General features: G+C 62.8%; 14 protein-coding genes and 1 riboswitch. Of the genes, 6 read left to right on the top strand and 8 right to left on the bottom strand.

From position 1 onward, the window contains the following. Nucleotides 1-66 precede the first annotated feature (66 nt). Nucleotides 67-1,335 carry a D-amino acid dehydrogenase gene (locus tag WCA85_RS28065; RefSeq protein ID WP_424068129.1) on the bottom strand — a complete coding sequence of 423 codons (1,269 nt, stop codon included), beginning with the start codon at nucleotides 1,333-1,335 and terminating at the stop codon, nucleotides 67-69. 16 nt (nucleotides 1,336-1,351) lie between these two features. After that, nucleotides 1,352-2,611, bottom strand: a complete 1,260-nt coding sequence (locus WCA85_RS28060) for an MFS transporter (protein WP_424068128.1) — start codon at nucleotides 2,609-2,611, stop codon at nucleotides 1,352-1,354. A 362-nt stretch (nucleotides 2,612-2,973) separates the two neighbouring features. On the opposite strand from WCA85_RS28060, the gene WCA85_RS28055 reads away from it, so the two are divergent. Beyond that, nucleotides 2,974-3,873: a tyrosine-protein phosphatase gene (locus tag WCA85_RS28055; RefSeq protein ID WP_424068127.1), complete on the top strand. Its 900-nt coding sequence runs from the start codon at nucleotides 2,974-2,976 to the stop codon at nucleotides 3,871-3,873. 175 nt (nucleotides 3,874-4,048) lie between these two features. Here the strand turns inward: WCA85_RS28055 and WCA85_RS28050 are convergent, their stop codons facing one another. Then, entirely contained in the window at nucleotides 4,049-5,365 is a 1,317-nt protein-coding gene (locus WCA85_RS28050) for an ATP-binding protein (protein ID WP_424068126.1), read from the bottom strand. Further along, entirely contained in the window at nucleotides 5,362-6,102 is a 741-nt protein-coding gene (locus WCA85_RS28045) for a response regulator (protein WP_424068125.1), read from the bottom strand. The genes WCA85_RS28050 and WCA85_RS28045 overlap by 4 nt, the downstream gene beginning before the upstream one ends. Before the next feature lie 425 nt (nucleotides 6,103-6,527). Here WCA85_RS28045 and WCA85_RS28040 point away from each other — a divergent pair, with 425 nt between their 5' ends. The 4 genes from WCA85_RS28040 (at nucleotide 6,528) to WCA85_RS28025 (ending at nucleotide 8,468) form a co-directional block, all read left to right on the top strand. Continuing rightward, nucleotides 6,528-6,695, top strand: coding sequence for a hypothetical protein (locus WCA85_RS28040; protein WP_424068124.1), 168 nt, complete (start codon nucleotides 6,528-6,530; stop codon nucleotides 6,693-6,695). A 16-nt stretch (nucleotides 6,696-6,711) separates the two neighbouring features. Continuing rightward, entirely contained in the window at nucleotides 6,712-6,909 is a 198-nt protein-coding gene (locus WCA85_RS28035; RefSeq protein WP_424068123.1) for a DUF6726 family protein, read from the top strand. 96 nt (nucleotides 6,910-7,005) lie between these two features. Further along, nucleotides 7,006-7,740 carry a hypothetical protein gene (locus WCA85_RS28030; protein WP_424068153.1) on the top strand — a complete coding sequence of 245 codons (735 nt, stop codon included), beginning with the start codon at nucleotides 7,006-7,008 and terminating at the stop codon, nucleotides 7,738-7,740. A 59-nt stretch (nucleotides 7,741-7,799) separates the two neighbouring features. Further along, nucleotides 7,800-8,468 carry a flagellar basal body L-ring protein FlgH gene (locus WCA85_RS28025; protein ID WP_424068122.1) on the top strand — a complete coding sequence of 223 codons (669 nt, stop codon included), beginning with the start codon at nucleotides 7,800-7,802 and terminating at the stop codon, nucleotides 8,466-8,468. Between the two features lie 197 nt (nucleotides 8,469-8,665). Here the strand turns inward: WCA85_RS28025 and WCA85_RS28020 are convergent, their stop codons facing one another. The 4 genes from WCA85_RS28020 to WCA85_RS28005 form a co-directional block, all read right to left on the bottom strand. After that, nucleotides 8,666-9,412 (bottom strand): response regulator, encoded by a 747-nt coding sequence (locus WCA85_RS28020; RefSeq protein ID WP_424068121.1) that lies wholly within the window; start codon nucleotides 9,410-9,412, stop codon nucleotides 8,666-8,668. A gap of 123 nt (nucleotides 9,413-9,535) precedes the next feature. After that, a complete protein-coding gene (locus WCA85_RS28015; RefSeq protein WP_424068120.1) occupies nucleotides 9,536-10,108 on the bottom strand; it encodes a hypothetical protein in 573 nt (190 codons plus the stop codon). Nucleotides 10,109-10,223: 115 nt separating this feature from the next. Further along, entirely contained in the window at nucleotides 10,224-10,730 is a 507-nt protein-coding gene (locus WCA85_RS28010) for a hypothetical protein (RefSeq protein ID WP_424068119.1), read from the bottom strand. A gap of 367 nt (nucleotides 10,731-11,097) precedes the next feature. Next, complete coding sequence (locus WCA85_RS28005) at nucleotides 11,098-12,849, bottom strand: ABC transporter ATP-binding protein/permease (RefSeq protein ID WP_424068118.1); 1,752 nt, start codon at nucleotides 12,847-12,849, stop codon at nucleotides 11,098-11,100. 431 nt (nucleotides 12,850-13,280) lie between these two features. Then, nucleotides 13,281-13,391, top strand: a riboswitch (TPP riboswitch). 208 nt (nucleotides 13,392-13,599) lie between these two features. On the opposite strand from WCA85_RS28005, the gene WCA85_RS28000 reads away from it, so the two are divergent. Next, nucleotides 13,600-13,765, top strand: a 166-nt coding sequence (locus WCA85_RS28000; protein ID WP_424068152.1) for an FAD-dependent oxidoreductase, incomplete at its 3' end; no start/stop codon positions are given.

Raw genomic sequence — 13,765 nt, 5'->3', positions numbered from 1 at the left:
GCGCACAGAGTGCGAAAAGGCGGCAGCCACGAATCACGAACCACCACTAGCGGCACGCAAGCCAGTCTATCGCCGCCGATACCGTTCAACAGTGAGCCCCTCCAGGTCAATCTCCGGCGTCCGCCCCACCACCAGTTCAGACACTACCCGCCCAGACCCCATCGACATCGCCCATCCCGTCGACCCATGCCCCACGTTCAGCCAGAGCCCCTCAACGCCAGAAGCGCCGAGTAAAGGCGCGCCATCCGGTGTCATCGGCCGGCGGCCGACCCAGAAGTGCGCGGAATTCGGCTTGGCCGCATGAGGAAACCAGTCGTCGAGTACCTTGAGCAGCGTCTGCAATGCCTGTTCTCGCAGCGTCGATTGCCGGTTTCCGAGTTCAGCCGTCCCAGCGACCCGCAGATTGCGGCCAAACCGGGTGATAGCCGTCTTGAGAGACTCATCCATCAACGCAGCGCGCGGCGCCTTCTCGTCGTCGATCACAGGCAGAGTCGCCGAATATCCCTTGACGGGATAGAGGGGCACCTTCACGCCAAGTGGCGCCAGTAATGCCGCGCTATCCACGCCGAGCGCAACCACTACTGCATCTGCAGCTAACGTCTCGCCGCCACGCTCACCCTCGATCCGCACGCCGCGCGCTGTACCGCCTTGAACATCCAGTCCCGTCACCCGGGTATCAAAGCGAAACAACACACCATGGTTCTCACAGATCGCCCGCAATTCACGAGTGAAGCGGGCACAATCGCCGGCCTCATCGTCCGGCAGATAAAGCCCTGACACGGGCGTTTCGCGAGCCCAGCGCAAGCCGGGCTCGATATCCACACATTGCGCAGGGCTCATTTCCTGAAACACGATCCCCCCATCACGGAGCACGGCCAGCGCAGGCTGCGCCAGTTCCACGTCGTACTCGCTGCGAAAGAGTTGCAGATAGCCCTGACTGCGGCCGTAGTCAAACGGGTAACGCGAGCGGAATTCATGCAGGCAAGTACGGCTGTAGTACGCAATGCGCTGCATGCGCTGCTTGTTCACACGGAAACGTTCGAGGTCGCATTCGCGCAGCCAGCGTGCGATCCAGCGCCATTGGGCGGGGTCGAACGTCGGCCGGAAGATCAGCGGCGACGCTGGCTTGAAAAGATATTTGAGGATCTTCGTCGGCATCCCCGGCGCGGCCCATGGCGTCACGTAGCCAGGTGCAATCACGCCGGCGTTGCCGAAACTGGTGGCGAGCGCAACGTCCGGCTCACACTCGATAACCGTGACCTCGCACCCCTGAGCACGCAAATAGAACGCGGTGGCCACGCCAATTACTCCGCCGCCTAAAACGATCGTATTCATATTTGTGCCCGGCCGTTCAGGATGCGGCGCCCGTCGCCGGCAGCGCCTTGCCCCGGGTTTCGGGCAGGCACAACGCGGCGGCGATCACCAGCAAGTAGCCTGAGCCAGCGACGAGCCCCATGGCGTTGACGAGCGTCATTGACTGCGAAAGCGTACCAACGAGAATTGGGAAGAACGAGCCAAGCCCGCGCCCGAGGTTGTAGCAAAAGCCCTGACCGGAGCCGCGAATCGCATTGGGATAGAGCTCCGACAGATATGCGCCGACCCCGGCGAAAATCCCCTGCACCACGATGCCAAGCGGAAACCCAAGCAGCAGCATGGTGCTGTTGGTGACGGGCAGCATCGTGTAGACCATGCCAAGCACGAACGAGCCAATCGCGAACAGGATGAACGAGGCGCGCCGGCCGATCTTGTCGCACAAGACCGCCCCGACGATATAGCCGGTGAACGACCCGATAATCAGCACGATCAGGTAACCGCTGGTGTTGAATACGGACAGATGTCGCACGGTCTTCAGATACGTGGGCAGCCAGGTGGTGATCGCATAGTAGCCGCCCAGCATGCCGGTGCACAGCACGCTGCCGAGTAGCGTGGTCTTGAGGTGAGGACCGGCGAAGATCTGCAGGAAGTGGGCGGTCTCGACACCGCTCTCGCGCGCCTTGCGCGTGGCGAGGAAAACGTCCGGGTCGCTCACGTTGCGGCGAATATAGATGATCCACAAGGCAGGCAGCAGTCCTACCCAGAAGCAGGCACGCCAGGCGTACTGTTCCGGCAGCAGCGCGAACGACGCCCAGTAGATGATCGCCGCCGCAGCCCAGCCGAACGACCAGCTGCTCTGCACCGTACCCACGGCCTTCGCGCGATGCTGAGGCGAGCGAATCGTCTCGGCCATCATGATGGTCACCACCGACCACTCGCCGCCAAAGCCGATGCCCTGCAGCGTGCGCGTGGTGAGCAGTTGCCAGAACGAATGGGTAAAGCCTGACAGGCAGGTGAAGACCGCGAAGGTGGCGATGGTCCATTGCAGGACCCGTATGCGCCCGTAGCGATCAGCCAGAATGCCAGCGAGCCAGCCGCCAATCGCTGACGAGATCAGCGAACTGGTCGCGATCATGCCCGCTTCGCTTTTGGTCATGCCCCAGGTGGCGATCAGCGTGGGGATCAGGAACGAGTAGATCATGAAGTCGAACGCGTCGACGGCGTACCCGCCGAAGCCCGCGTAGAGCGTGCGGCGCTCGCGCGTCGTCAACTCCGTGAACCACTGAAATGACGCCATCCCCTCTCCTGTCGACCAGCGTTGCTCACTCTGGTGCCATGCAAGATTATTGCGGTCTTCGGGCGGATGCACCCTGTTGCGTCGCTATTTTACGACCCCGTACCATACGCGGACCAGTTGGACCAAAAAACCACGCCGGTCGTGTCGCAGGTTGACTGACGGGTATGCACCGGGGTACGGGAGCTAATTTCAGATTCTTACCGACTCCTACGATGTAACCCGCCCGTGATTTTTGACGGGTACACTTCGACGCGGCGCTCATGGTTATATGCCTTCCCTCCGTCCTGAGGCGACTGCGCCCCTTACCAATACATTCAATGGATTTCTCTGCGACAGTTCGCTCACGTGCGACCCGCTCCGGCATGGTGTCTCCGCCCCTAAATGTCCGAAATGGTGAACCCGGCCCGCGTCGCGCCTTCCTGAAGGGTGCGGCCAGCGCATGGCTGCTGTCGGGATTCGGCAGCACGTTGCTGTCGGCCTGCGGCGGTGGCGGTATTTCGTCCAACGTACCGGACACCCCGCGGCTCGCTTCGGTGAACAACTTTCGCGACATCGGCGGCGCGGGTGGCGGCTATCCGACCGTCGATGGCCGGCAGGTGCGGCGCGGCATGTTCTATCGCTCGAATGCATTGACCTTGAGTCCAGCCGACAAGGCGGTAATCGACACGCTCAACATTGCGAGCGTCTACGATCTGCGTACACCGGGTGAGACGTCCCGCAGCGCCGATGTGATGCCCACCGGCGCGGTGTACGTGAATATCAACGTGCTTGGCCAGAGTGACCAGACGGTGCCGCCGCCCGATCTGCAAGGTGGCGCCATGGCGTGGATGGAGGCGGCCGAGCGCGCCTACGTGACCGGCACAGCGCAGCGCGCGGGCTACGGTTCGTTGCTGACGCAACTCGCGAGCGCCGACGGTGTTCAACTGATTCACTCGCAGGCAGGCAAGGATCGCACCGGCTGGGTTGCGGCCATTTTGCTTAGCATCGCGAACGTGCCGCTCGACATCATCATGCAGGATTATCTTTTGACGAATGCCTACGCCGCCGAGACGATCAAGGTCGAGATCGCGGCGGCGCAGACACAAAACGGGGCCGCTGCCGCCACGCTCGACGCACCGCTCTTCGGCGTACAGGAGAGTTTTCTGCAGGCTGGCTTCGACCAGGTGCAAGCGAGCTACGGCACCATGACAAGCTACCTCACCATGGGCCTGGGCTTATCGCAATCCACCATCGACGCCTTGCACGACCGGCTTGTCATCTAGGCGCGCCGGTACACGTCGCCCCAGTGCACTCACGACAGTTGAAGAAAAAGCGGCCCGCCCACACAAGCGTGTGGCGGACCGAAGAGGGAGGCCATCGAGGAGGCCGGGGCGAACTATACGTGCGCCAGGAGCGGCGCTGCTTGCCCGGTAAGGTCGCGTAAGCGCCCGTAGACGCTCAGTCTTCGAGCTGCAGACATGGCAGGGCGATGCGCACGCTCAAGCCGCCGCTCGGATGGTTGTGGACATCGCAGCGTCCGCCGCGATCCAAAGCAAGGCGCGAGACGATCGCGAGCCCGAGGCCGCAATGGCCTTCACCGCCGCGCGCCGCGTCGAGGCGGACAAACGGTTTCATCGCAGCAGCGATCCGGTCGTCCGGGATACCTGGCCCATGATCGCGGACGCTGATCAGCCAATGCTGGTCGTCACGCTCCGTCACGATCTCGACCGGCGGCGTGCCATGCTCGAGGGCGTTGTCCACCAGGTTCGTCACGAGTCGGTCGAGCAGCGTGCGTGGCAGCGTGAATTGCGGGCCGGCCCGCAGATCGAGGCGAAACAGGGGGACGTCGGCGCTGTCATCACTGTCGTTGCCATCGGTGCTATTGCCCGTTTCAGCGGTATCAGTGGAGGAGAACTGTTCGCGCAGGAAGGCTTCGACGCTGACAGGCGGCCCGGCATCCGCCGCCTGTCCGGCAAACTCCAGGAACTGCTGGACGATATTGGTCAGCGAGTCGACATCGCGGATCAGTCCGGCGCGTTCGTTTTCCGCCACCAGCACGCTGGCGCGCAACTTCAGGCGCGTCAGCGGCGCCTTCAGATCGTGCGCAACACCCGCCAGCATCACGGCCTGATCGTCGCCGGCTTCGTTTAGACGCCGCATCATGTCGTTGAACGATCCGATCAGATCGCGCAACTCGCGCGGCCCCTGCACGTTCACCGGCTCGGGACGTCCGCCCGCGCCGAAGGCACGCGCAGCAAGCGCGACGCGCGACAGCGGCCGTTGCATCTGCCACACGGCGAGCAGCGAAAGGATCAGCGCGGCCAGCAGCATCGATACGGTTTCGATGATGAAGCGCGGGCGTGGGGGAATGTCCACCGGCACCACGATCCACATCGATTTGCCTGGGTAGCGCACCCATAACCGGGGCGGCCGCGCATCATCCACCTCGATCAAAGTGCCGGCCGGCATGCGGGCTTGCAAATGCTGGCTGAGTTCGAGGAACTGCCGTTCAGTCGGTTGATGCAAATGGATGGTGCTCGGCATATTCCACGTCGGCACCAGGTGCACGCGCATGGCGGGTGCGAGGTCGGCGCCTTGCACCGGTTCGCCATTGGCCGCCTGCAGCATCAGCAGAATGCCGCGCGCAAATCCGTCCACCTCATGATGAGGCGGCTGCATCACGACCAGGACGAACCAGCCGGCTTGAATTGCCAACAATACCGCCGTCGAGAGCAACGCCATTCTGCCGAATAGCGTGTTCAACGGGTTTTTCATGAGTCCACCGCGCCCTCGATGGAGAAGGGGGTGCCGTCGGCGTCGGGCACGAACACGTAACCCTTGCCGCGCACCGTCTGCACATAGCAGGGGGTGGAGGGATCGTCTTCGATCACGCGACGCAGACGCCAGATCGGCACATCCAGACTTCGGTCGCGAAAGGCGAGATTGTCGCGATGGACCAGATCGTGGATCAGCACGCGTGAGAGCACTTTGTACGGATTGTTGACGAAAATCTTCAGTAGCGCGAATTCACTATCGCGCAACGCGAGACGCGTGCTGTCGCGCGACAGGCTGCGGGTGGCGAAGTCGAGTTCGAACGGGCCGAAGCGATACGGCTTGCGTGCTTCCGGCGCGCTGGTGGTGGACGGACCGCGCCTGCGCAAGACCGTCTGGATGCGGGCGAGCAGCTCACGCGGGTCAAACGGTTTGGTCAGATAGTCGTCTGCGCCGAGCGACAGACCGACGATGCGGTCCGCCACAGTGCCGCGCGCGGTCACGAAGATCACCGGAATGTCGTCACCGGCGGCGCGCAGCGCAGTGAGCGCGCGCAGACCGTCGGTGTTCGGCATCATGATGTCGAGCACAACGACCGAGGGCCGCTCTCGTTCGAGGCGGCGTTGCAAATGCGTGCCGTCGTGGAGCACGGAAGCGTCGAACCCGTTCGATTGCAAAAAGCGGCAAAGCAGATCGCGTACGACCGGGTCGTCGTCGACGATAAGGACCTGTGGATTCATCTCGAAATTTTAGACTGGCGCGCACGGCAACAGGCTCACTGTTTTCTTACCAACACTTACGCAACCCCGCCAGGCTCGGCACCAGCTAGCGCGCGGGGCGCTGGACACCTTACCGCGTAAGGCTAACCAGCTAATCCCCAGACTTAAACTTGGCAATATAAATTGCGGATTAAGGGATGCATCACGCCTGCTTTTGCTTACTTTCTATCCCTCTGAGGAAAGAATTTGCGTCGGATAGAAACGGCTCGTAAGCACCGCTGAAAACCGCGCGTTCCTTCATGCTTCGTGGCTCGCCTCACCGCGTGATGATTCGGCCTGTAGTACATCGCCGCCGCAATTCTTCGGCTCACGGTCCGGTCCTTACCACCGTGCCTTCGATGTTGCGGCAATCGAATCGGACCACCCAACGTCACGCGAGGCACCTCATGACTGTCCAGAACAATCTCCGCCCTACCACTTTCCCGCCCGTCCCGCGCGAACGGCCGGCCGCTGCGCCTGAGACGACGGCCAAGCCGGAATCGCAGCCGTCTGACTCGGCCGTGCCCGCATTGCCGAGTGGTCTGGTCGGCAACCATGTCAATACGACTGCCTGACGCATTGGGAGCGCCTGTGTCGATTTTGCGTGTTTTCAAGCGGTGTTTGCGCGCCGCGAGCTGGCTGGCGCTCGGCGCTGCGCTCCTGCCCATCGGCGGCTGCGGCATAGCCGCACTGCCGTGCCGGCTGACGGCGGCAACGCTCGATATCGTGCCGATGGTCGGGCACGCCGCCGCCACGCCGTTCAACGCTTGCGCGTCAGCGCTCGATTGAATCATGAACGCCCGACCGTTCGTCCGTGCGCGTCGCAGCTTCCCGGTTGGCCGCCCGGGTTGTCGCCCGGTTGGCTGTTTCCGTCACTGTTCTGGAATGCGCGGGGGCAGCCGCGGCGGTAGGCGATTTGCTACTGCGTTGGCGGCCCTGTTCGCCGGGACCTTACTGAGCTTCACGGTATCCGCTGCTTACGCGGACTCCGCGGTGCACGACGCACTTGCGTCGAAACGTATCGCGGCCGACGCGCACAAGCATGCAACTGATGCGCCATTCGCCTTTCGCGGCATCGCCCTGGGCATCACGCTCGATGAATTTCGCGCGGGTTCGTCTGTGCGGGCGACGCCGATCGGCAGCGTGCCGGTCTGCGAGACGGACATGCTGGCGGGCGAACTCGGCATGAGTCTGAAGACGAGCGAGAGTCTGACGGTGGCGTGCCGGTGGGCGCATCGCACGGCCGAGCGCTGGGCGCTCTCGCAGGCCGTCGTGGACGGCGCGCCGTCACAGGAGCATGTGCTGCGTTTTGCGCGCGGAGACGGGCAGACCGCGTTGCGCCTCTACGAAATGTCGTTCGTGATCGATGACCTCACGGCCGCCGATTTGCGCGATGCGCTAGCGGCTCGCTACGGACCGCCGCAACTCATGACGAGGAACCTGTCGGCGGGCAGCAGTCCGGTTCCCGTCTATGTATGGGAAAACGCCGTGAGCTCGATCACGCTGTGCTTTTTGCCGGCCAGTCATAACGGCACGCTGACCTATCTTCTGAAAGACCCCGACGCTTTTGTGAAGTCGCTCGTGCGCCAGTGGCAGGCGAGCAGCGCCGACGCCGGTTGATACGCACCTTGCATGGGCCACTCAATTTGTGCCGTCAACGCATTGGCGGAGGAATTTCTATGACACCGTTACGCCTTACTGTTGCGCTCGGCGCCGCACTGAGCCTTGCAGCTTGCGCGGGCCATCAGACGTCGATCGTGGACACGCCGATGCTGCCGCCGCTCGTGACCGCGCCGCTCAACGTGAATACGCAAGGGGCGATCTATCAGGCTGGTTCGTCGCTGTTGCTTTATGAAACGCCGCGCGCCCAGCATATCGGCGATGTGCTGACGATTCGCCTGTCCGAGTCGTATAGCGGCAACAGTAGTGCCAATACGACGGCGACCCGCGACAGCGACATCACTGCGACTGCTGCGGATCAGTCTACCGGCACGGCTGCGCGTTTGGCGAGATTGTTCAACATCGGGTCCGCCGCCACGGATTTCAAGGGGCAGGGCGCGATGACGGACACTAACGGCATGACCGGCACGCTGGCGGTCACAGTGATCGGCACCATGCCGACTGGCAATCTGCTGGTGTCGGGCGAGAAGGTGATTGCAATGAACGGCAACAACGACCGCTTGCGGCTTTCCGGTATCGTCAATCCTAAGGACATCGAAGCAGGCAACTACGTGTCGTCGAGCAAGGTAGCGAACGCGCGCATCGAACAGGCCGGCAAGGGCATCGTCAGCGATGCAACGACGGTGGGTTGGCTGCAGCGGATGTTCCTGAGCGTGCTGACGTTTTGATGGATTTCGCTGCGGGTGCGCCGCGCTCGCTGGGTGAGCGGCGCGCCGTGTCGTTCAATAGTTGAGCGACCAGGCGACCAGGCGACCAGGCGACCAGGCGACCAGGCGACCAAGCGACCAGGCCGGTAACTGACTCTGCGATTTGCTGTGTCAGCCCCTCTGTACTTCGGCGTACCGCCGAGGCCCAAACCTACTCACTAAGCGTCGGGCAACGCAGGCGCGCAGCGCTCAGCGGCGCCGATCTCTCCATCTGGCACGAACACATAACCTCGTCCCCAGACCGTTTGCACGTAACGCGGCTCGGACGGATCAACCTCGATCAGCCGACGCAGCCGCCAGATCGATACGTCGAGACTGCGGTTGCGGTGCGCTTCGCTATTGCCGTGCAGCTTCTCCAGCAGTTGCGCGCGTGTGAGCACCGTCATGGAATGCGTGACGAAGACCTTCAGCATGGCGAATTCGCTCGAACGCAGCGAGATACGTTCGCCGTCGCGGCGCAATTCGCGCGCCGGGAAGTTCACCTCGAAACGACCGAAGCGATACGGTGCACGGTTTTCCGGCGCACCGGGTGCAATAGCGCCACGACGCCGCAGCACAGTGCGAATGCGCGCGACCAGTTCGCTGGGTTCGAACGGCTTGCCGAGATAATCGTCCGCACCGAGTTCGAGACCGATGACGCGGTCAATCACATCGGCGCGCGCAGTCAGCAGGATGACGGGGATATCGTCACCGGCAAGACGTAGCGCACGCAGCGCGCTGATGCCGTCCAGCTCCGGCATCATGATGTCGAGCACGACAAGCGAGGGCCGCTCGTTCTGCAGCATGCGCTGCAAGGCCATGCCATGTTCGAGCACGGAGACGGAGTAGCCGCGGCCCTGTAGATATTCGCGCACCAGATCGCGCACGACGGGGTCGTCGTCGACGACCAGAATGGATTGGTTCATTGCGCCGATGTTAAGAGATACGTCTCAGCGCGGGTAGCGTGCAATGCTTTCTAAACCTTTCCCGGGTAAACGCAGGCAAGCATCGACGCACGGCACACCCCAACGTAGCGCGTGCCGTACGCATCAGTTGATCTGCGAAGTCTGAATGGTCTGCGGGCGCAATTCGGTCCGATCGACCACCATCTTGTCGATCATGCCGCTGAGCTTGACCGACGCATTCGAGAAACGGTCCACGCCGAGCTCGCCAGTCTGATAGCGCGCGGTAACGAGAATGTGGCCCTGCTGGATCAACGTGAGGTCGATCACTGCGAGGTACTGCACCGGGTCGTCGCTAAACGAGCGCCGTCCATAGTCGACCGACGCGTTGTAGATGAGCCGCGCTTCGCAACTCGCGGGCGAGGTGCCCGGATTGTAGACGTCCGAACTGATGCCGCGCCGGTCGAGCGCGAGTTGCAACGAAGGGACGAAATCGCCGACCGACACGGTCTGGTTCACCTCGATGCACACCGCGCTGAGGGACGCGGGCCGGCCGTTGACAAAGGTCGGCGACGAGTAGTTCGACGCGATGGCATAGCCCGCCTGAATCACGGAGCCCGTGGCGTCGGCTGCGGTGATCAGGGTCCACGCGCAGCCGTTGAGTCCGAAGCACAGCACGGCAGCAGCTGCGGCCCATGAGCAAGACCGTCGCCATCCCATGGACCATGCGAACCTCGTGGTCCATGGAACGACGGAGAGTACCGATGTGTGCGAGGCGGTCACGATGCCATCCCTTGATGGGTCCAGTCGGGAGTGAAGCGCAGGAACGACCGGCTCAACGCGCGATGCGCAGACGCAACTCGTTGGGACCCTGCACGCTTGCCGTCACGTTGATACGGCGGTCACCGTTGGTGACGACGAAGTGCTGGCGCGTCGGCGTGTTGAGGTCATGCACGACGTTCGGAAAACAGGCTGCGATATCGGCGCCCAGTTCTTCGAGCGGGTCGCTGACCACGCCGTCGGCTTCCCAATGCGCACGCCAGTGGCAGTCGTACGCATGCGAGTTGGCGCGGCAATCGTCGGCACTGGCGACGCCCGGCAGTTGCGCGGCCGGTTCGTCGTGCAGTTGCTTGAAGTTGGGGGCGTCGACGATGTGCTGCAGGGCCGGGCAGACATTCGGCGGCTCGGCGGCTTGCGCTATCTGCGCGGCCTGCACACTTGCTGAGAGCAGCAGCGCGGCTGCTCCAAACGCGATGGCCGGAGCGGCGGCGCGATGGGTGAGGCAACGGCTCATCCGCGTGAGTCGTTGGGTCAAAGGATTGAAGCGGCGATCGAATGACATGGCGGGAAGTCCGGTAACGGTGGATGGCGTGCGGGCCGGAGGCTTCTCGGTCCGCAGGTCAAATCGTCGCCGCTTGGCGCCATTTTCAAAGCATTGAACAGCTTGAACGGTTCGCAAATGCTTTCGAACTGTTCTCGCGTATTTCAGGATGTTGCGCGGGGTGAGGAAGGTGTCCGGCTTGCGAGTTATCCGAGCGTCCGTGCCCGGGCCGCGATCCTTGCGGATGTAGCCACGCGCGACGCCGTTTCAGCGCCGCGCGCGTGCAGCATCAATGTAGGCGGCGGCGCGGCATGCCGGCAGGCGAGCGCCGCACCGATGCCCGACCCGGCGCCGGTGATCGGCACCACAGGGTCAAGCGACGGGCCACTTATGCGGCAACCGGTTCACCCGAGCGCTCGACATCGAGCGTCTCCTCATGGAACGCAGCCAGCGATTCACGGTGCGCGACGCTGACGATCGCCGCCTTCGGCAGGCGCTGCGTGAAGAGGTGATAGAGGGCCGCTTCGTTGGCGGCATCGAGCGCGCTGGTGGCTTCGTCGAGGAACAGGTAGTCCGGCTTGTGCAGCAGCACGCGCGCACCGGCGAGACGTTGCTGTTCCCCCGGCGACATCACGCGCGCCCAGTGTGTGGATTCTTCCAGCCGGTCCACATAATTTTCGAGGCGGCAGGTACGCAACGCTTCGCGGCATTCGTCGTCGGTGTAGGTGTCCGCCGAGGACGGGTAGGTGAGCGCTGCTTTCAGCGTACCGATTGGCATATAGCTCTGCTGCGGGATGAACATCATGCGTGCATTCACGGGTGCGTCGATCGAGCCATCGCCGAACGGCCATAGGCCTGCGAGCGCCCGCATCAACGTGCTCTTGCCCGAACCCGACGGGCCACGCACCAGCCAGCGCGAACCCGGCTGGATGGAGATGTCGCGGATCTGCGAGAGCGCTTCGCCGTTCGGCAGTGCAAGCGTCAGACCGCCGGTGGTGAGTTCATCGGCATCGACGTAATGCAGGTTAATGCCGCCGTGCACGGTGGCCGGCGAGACGGATTCCTTCAGATGCGAGGCGTGCACGACGCGTTTGAATTCGCGCAGACGGTTGACGGTAGCGCGCCAGTCGACGAGGCTGCCGTAACTGTTGATGAACCACGAGAACGAATCGCTGACGGTGCCAAACGCGTTCTGGATTTGCATCAGCACACCAAATGTAAACGCACCGGCGAAATAGCGCGGTGCGGCGACAACGAGCGGAAAGATAATCGCGATCTGACCGTAAAAACTCAGCACGAAGCTCAGGCGCTTGGTGTACTTCATCACGCGCCACCAGTTGTCGCGAATGCGCTGGAACACGTTGTGTGCGTTGCCGCGCTCGGTTGCCTCGCCATCGTAGAACGCAATCTGTTCAGCGTTTTCGCGCACGCGGATGAGGCCGAAGCGGAAATCCGCCTCCACTTTCTGCTGCTGATAGGTGATCGACACGAGCGGATGGCCGAGCTTGTGAATCAGGAACGAGCCGCCCAGCGCGTAGAGCGCGGCGACCCAGACCATGTAGCCCGGAATCACCAGCGGCATGCCGCCCACGCTCAAGGTCAGCGCACCGGCAAGGCTCCATAGAATGGTGACGAACGAAATCAGCGTGACGACCGTCGAGAGCAGATCGAGCGACAGCGACAGGGTGCTGGTCGCGAATGACTGAAGGTCGTCGCTAATACGCTGGTCGGGGTTGTCGGCGAGGCGGTCGCGTTCGATGCGGTAGAAGGCGCCATCACCGAGCCACTCTTCGAGGTAGCGGGTGGTGAGCCACTGGCGCCAGCGGAAGCCGAGCATCTGACGCAGATAACGGCCGTACACAAAGAGGATGATCATCGCGAACACGATCACCGAGAACACGCCCATCAGGTGAGGAAACTCGTGGACGTTTTTGGCTTGCAGCGCGTTGTAGAACTCGCCACTCCACGTGTTGAACTTCACGCTGAGCCAGACGTTGGCGAGGTTGATCACGATGATCGTGACGAGCAACCCCCACGCGATCTTCCATTCTTCAGAGACCCAGTAGGGCTTGATCAGACTCCAGGCAGAGACTTTGTCGTCTGGGTCTGGCGCGCTGGCTGTAGTGATATTGGGTGTCATGAGCATCCTGAAGAAATGGCGGTCCGCCGGGCTGGCCCGTTTTGGGTTGGCCTGGGGCTGGCCCTGCTTTGCCTTGAATTGCCCCGCTCCGGTCCGATCCAGATGCCGTCTGGCCACATGGACCAAATGGTGTGGATCAAGCCGCGTGAACCGGTTCGCGGCGGACTGGTCCGACTTCGGCCAGTCCACGGCGCCAAGGCAAGGTATGGCAAGTCAGGTTCGGGCAACAAGCTCGACAAGCTTCTGGCCGATTCTGGCCCGAGCGCCTTAAGCGGAAATTAATTTCGGGGGCCGCATCAATTGGTCTGGTCGTGCAGGCATCCTCTGCTGGCATTGTGCCAGAGCGGTGAGCGTCGCCACACGAATTGGCGCCACGCCCGCTGTGCGCCTGCTGGTTTGCTGGCGCGCCGCGTTTTATGGTCTAATGACCTTCGACGAAACAGGGGTGCTTTGCGCGCGGCTGCACGCCGCGGTGAGGCTGAGATAAACCCTTTGCACCCGATCCGGGTAATACCGGCGCGGGAAGTTTCCGGAAGTCAGTCAGTCTTCCATTTCCCCGCCGGGGCAGCGTCCGTCACTGGACGCGCCGTTTGCCCGGCCGGCCTCGCCCGCCGGTTTCGTCCTTGGGTACGTGCGCTTTTTGCCGTACGGAAAGGATACGATGACCGCTCATTCTTCAGTTTATTACCCCGTTTGCTTCCGCGTCGCTGATGATGCGCTGCTCGCATTGCGCGCGTGGATGGGGCCGCGATGAACACCTCTACTTCTCCGGATTTCGCCATCCTCGGCGGCGGTCTGTGCGGCCGGCTGGTCGCGTGGCGTCTGGCTGGCGCAGGCTACCGCGTGGCCCTGTACGAACGTGGCGACGCTGCTGGCACGAACGCCGCCGCATGGGTTGCGGCCGCGATGCTAGCGC

This window comes from Paraburkholderia sp. (assembly GCF_049581445.1).
GTDB lineage: Bacteria > Pseudomonadota > Gammaproteobacteria > Burkholderiales > Burkholderiaceae > Paraburkholderia.
Note: the sequence above shows the minus strand (reverse complement) of the source record. Positions and strands in the feature narration are given on the sequence as shown.

Coding starts and splice junctions, on each gene's coding strand:
- WCA85_RS28065 (WP_424068129.1), bottom strand. CDS start 1,335: ATGAATACGATCGTTTTAGGCGGCGGAGTAATTGGCGTGGCCACCGCG.
- WCA85_RS28060 (WP_424068128.1), bottom strand. CDS start 2,611: ATGGCGTCATTTCAGTGGTTCACGGAGTTGACGACGCGCGAGCGCCGC.
- WCA85_RS28055 (WP_424068127.1), top strand. CDS start 2,974: ATGGTGTCTCCGCCCCTAAATGTCCGAAATGGTGAACCCGGCCCGCGT.
- WCA85_RS28050 (WP_424068126.1), bottom strand. CDS start 5,365: ATGAAAAACCCGTTGAACACGCTATTCGGCAGAATGGCGTTGCTCTCG.
- WCA85_RS28045 (WP_424068125.1), bottom strand. CDS start 6,102: ATGAATCCACAGGTCCTTATCGTCGACGACGACCCGGTCGTACGCGAT.
- WCA85_RS28040 (WP_424068124.1), top strand. CDS start 6,528: ATGACTGTCCAGAACAATCTCCGCCCTACCACTTTCCCGCCCGTCCCG.
- WCA85_RS28030 (WP_424068153.1), top strand. CDS start 7,006: ATGCGCGGGGGCAGCCGCGGCGGTAGGCGATTTGCTACTGCGTTGGCG.
- WCA85_RS28025 (WP_424068122.1), top strand. CDS start 7,800: ATGACACCGTTACGCCTTACTGTTGCGCTCGGCGCCGCACTGAGCCTT.
- WCA85_RS28020 (WP_424068121.1), bottom strand. CDS start 9,412: ATGAACCAATCCATTCTGGTCGTCGACGACGACCCCGTCGTGCGCGAT.
- WCA85_RS28015 (WP_424068120.1), bottom strand. CDS start 10,108: ATGGGATGGCGACGGTCTTGCTCATGGGCCGCAGCTGCTGCCGTGCTG.
- WCA85_RS28010 (WP_424068119.1), bottom strand. CDS start 10,730: ATGTCATTCGATCGCCGCTTCAATCCTTTGACCCAACGACTCACGCGG.
- WCA85_RS28005 (WP_424068118.1), bottom strand. CDS start 12,849: ATGACACCCAATATCACTACAGCCAGCGCGCCAGACCCAGACGACAAA.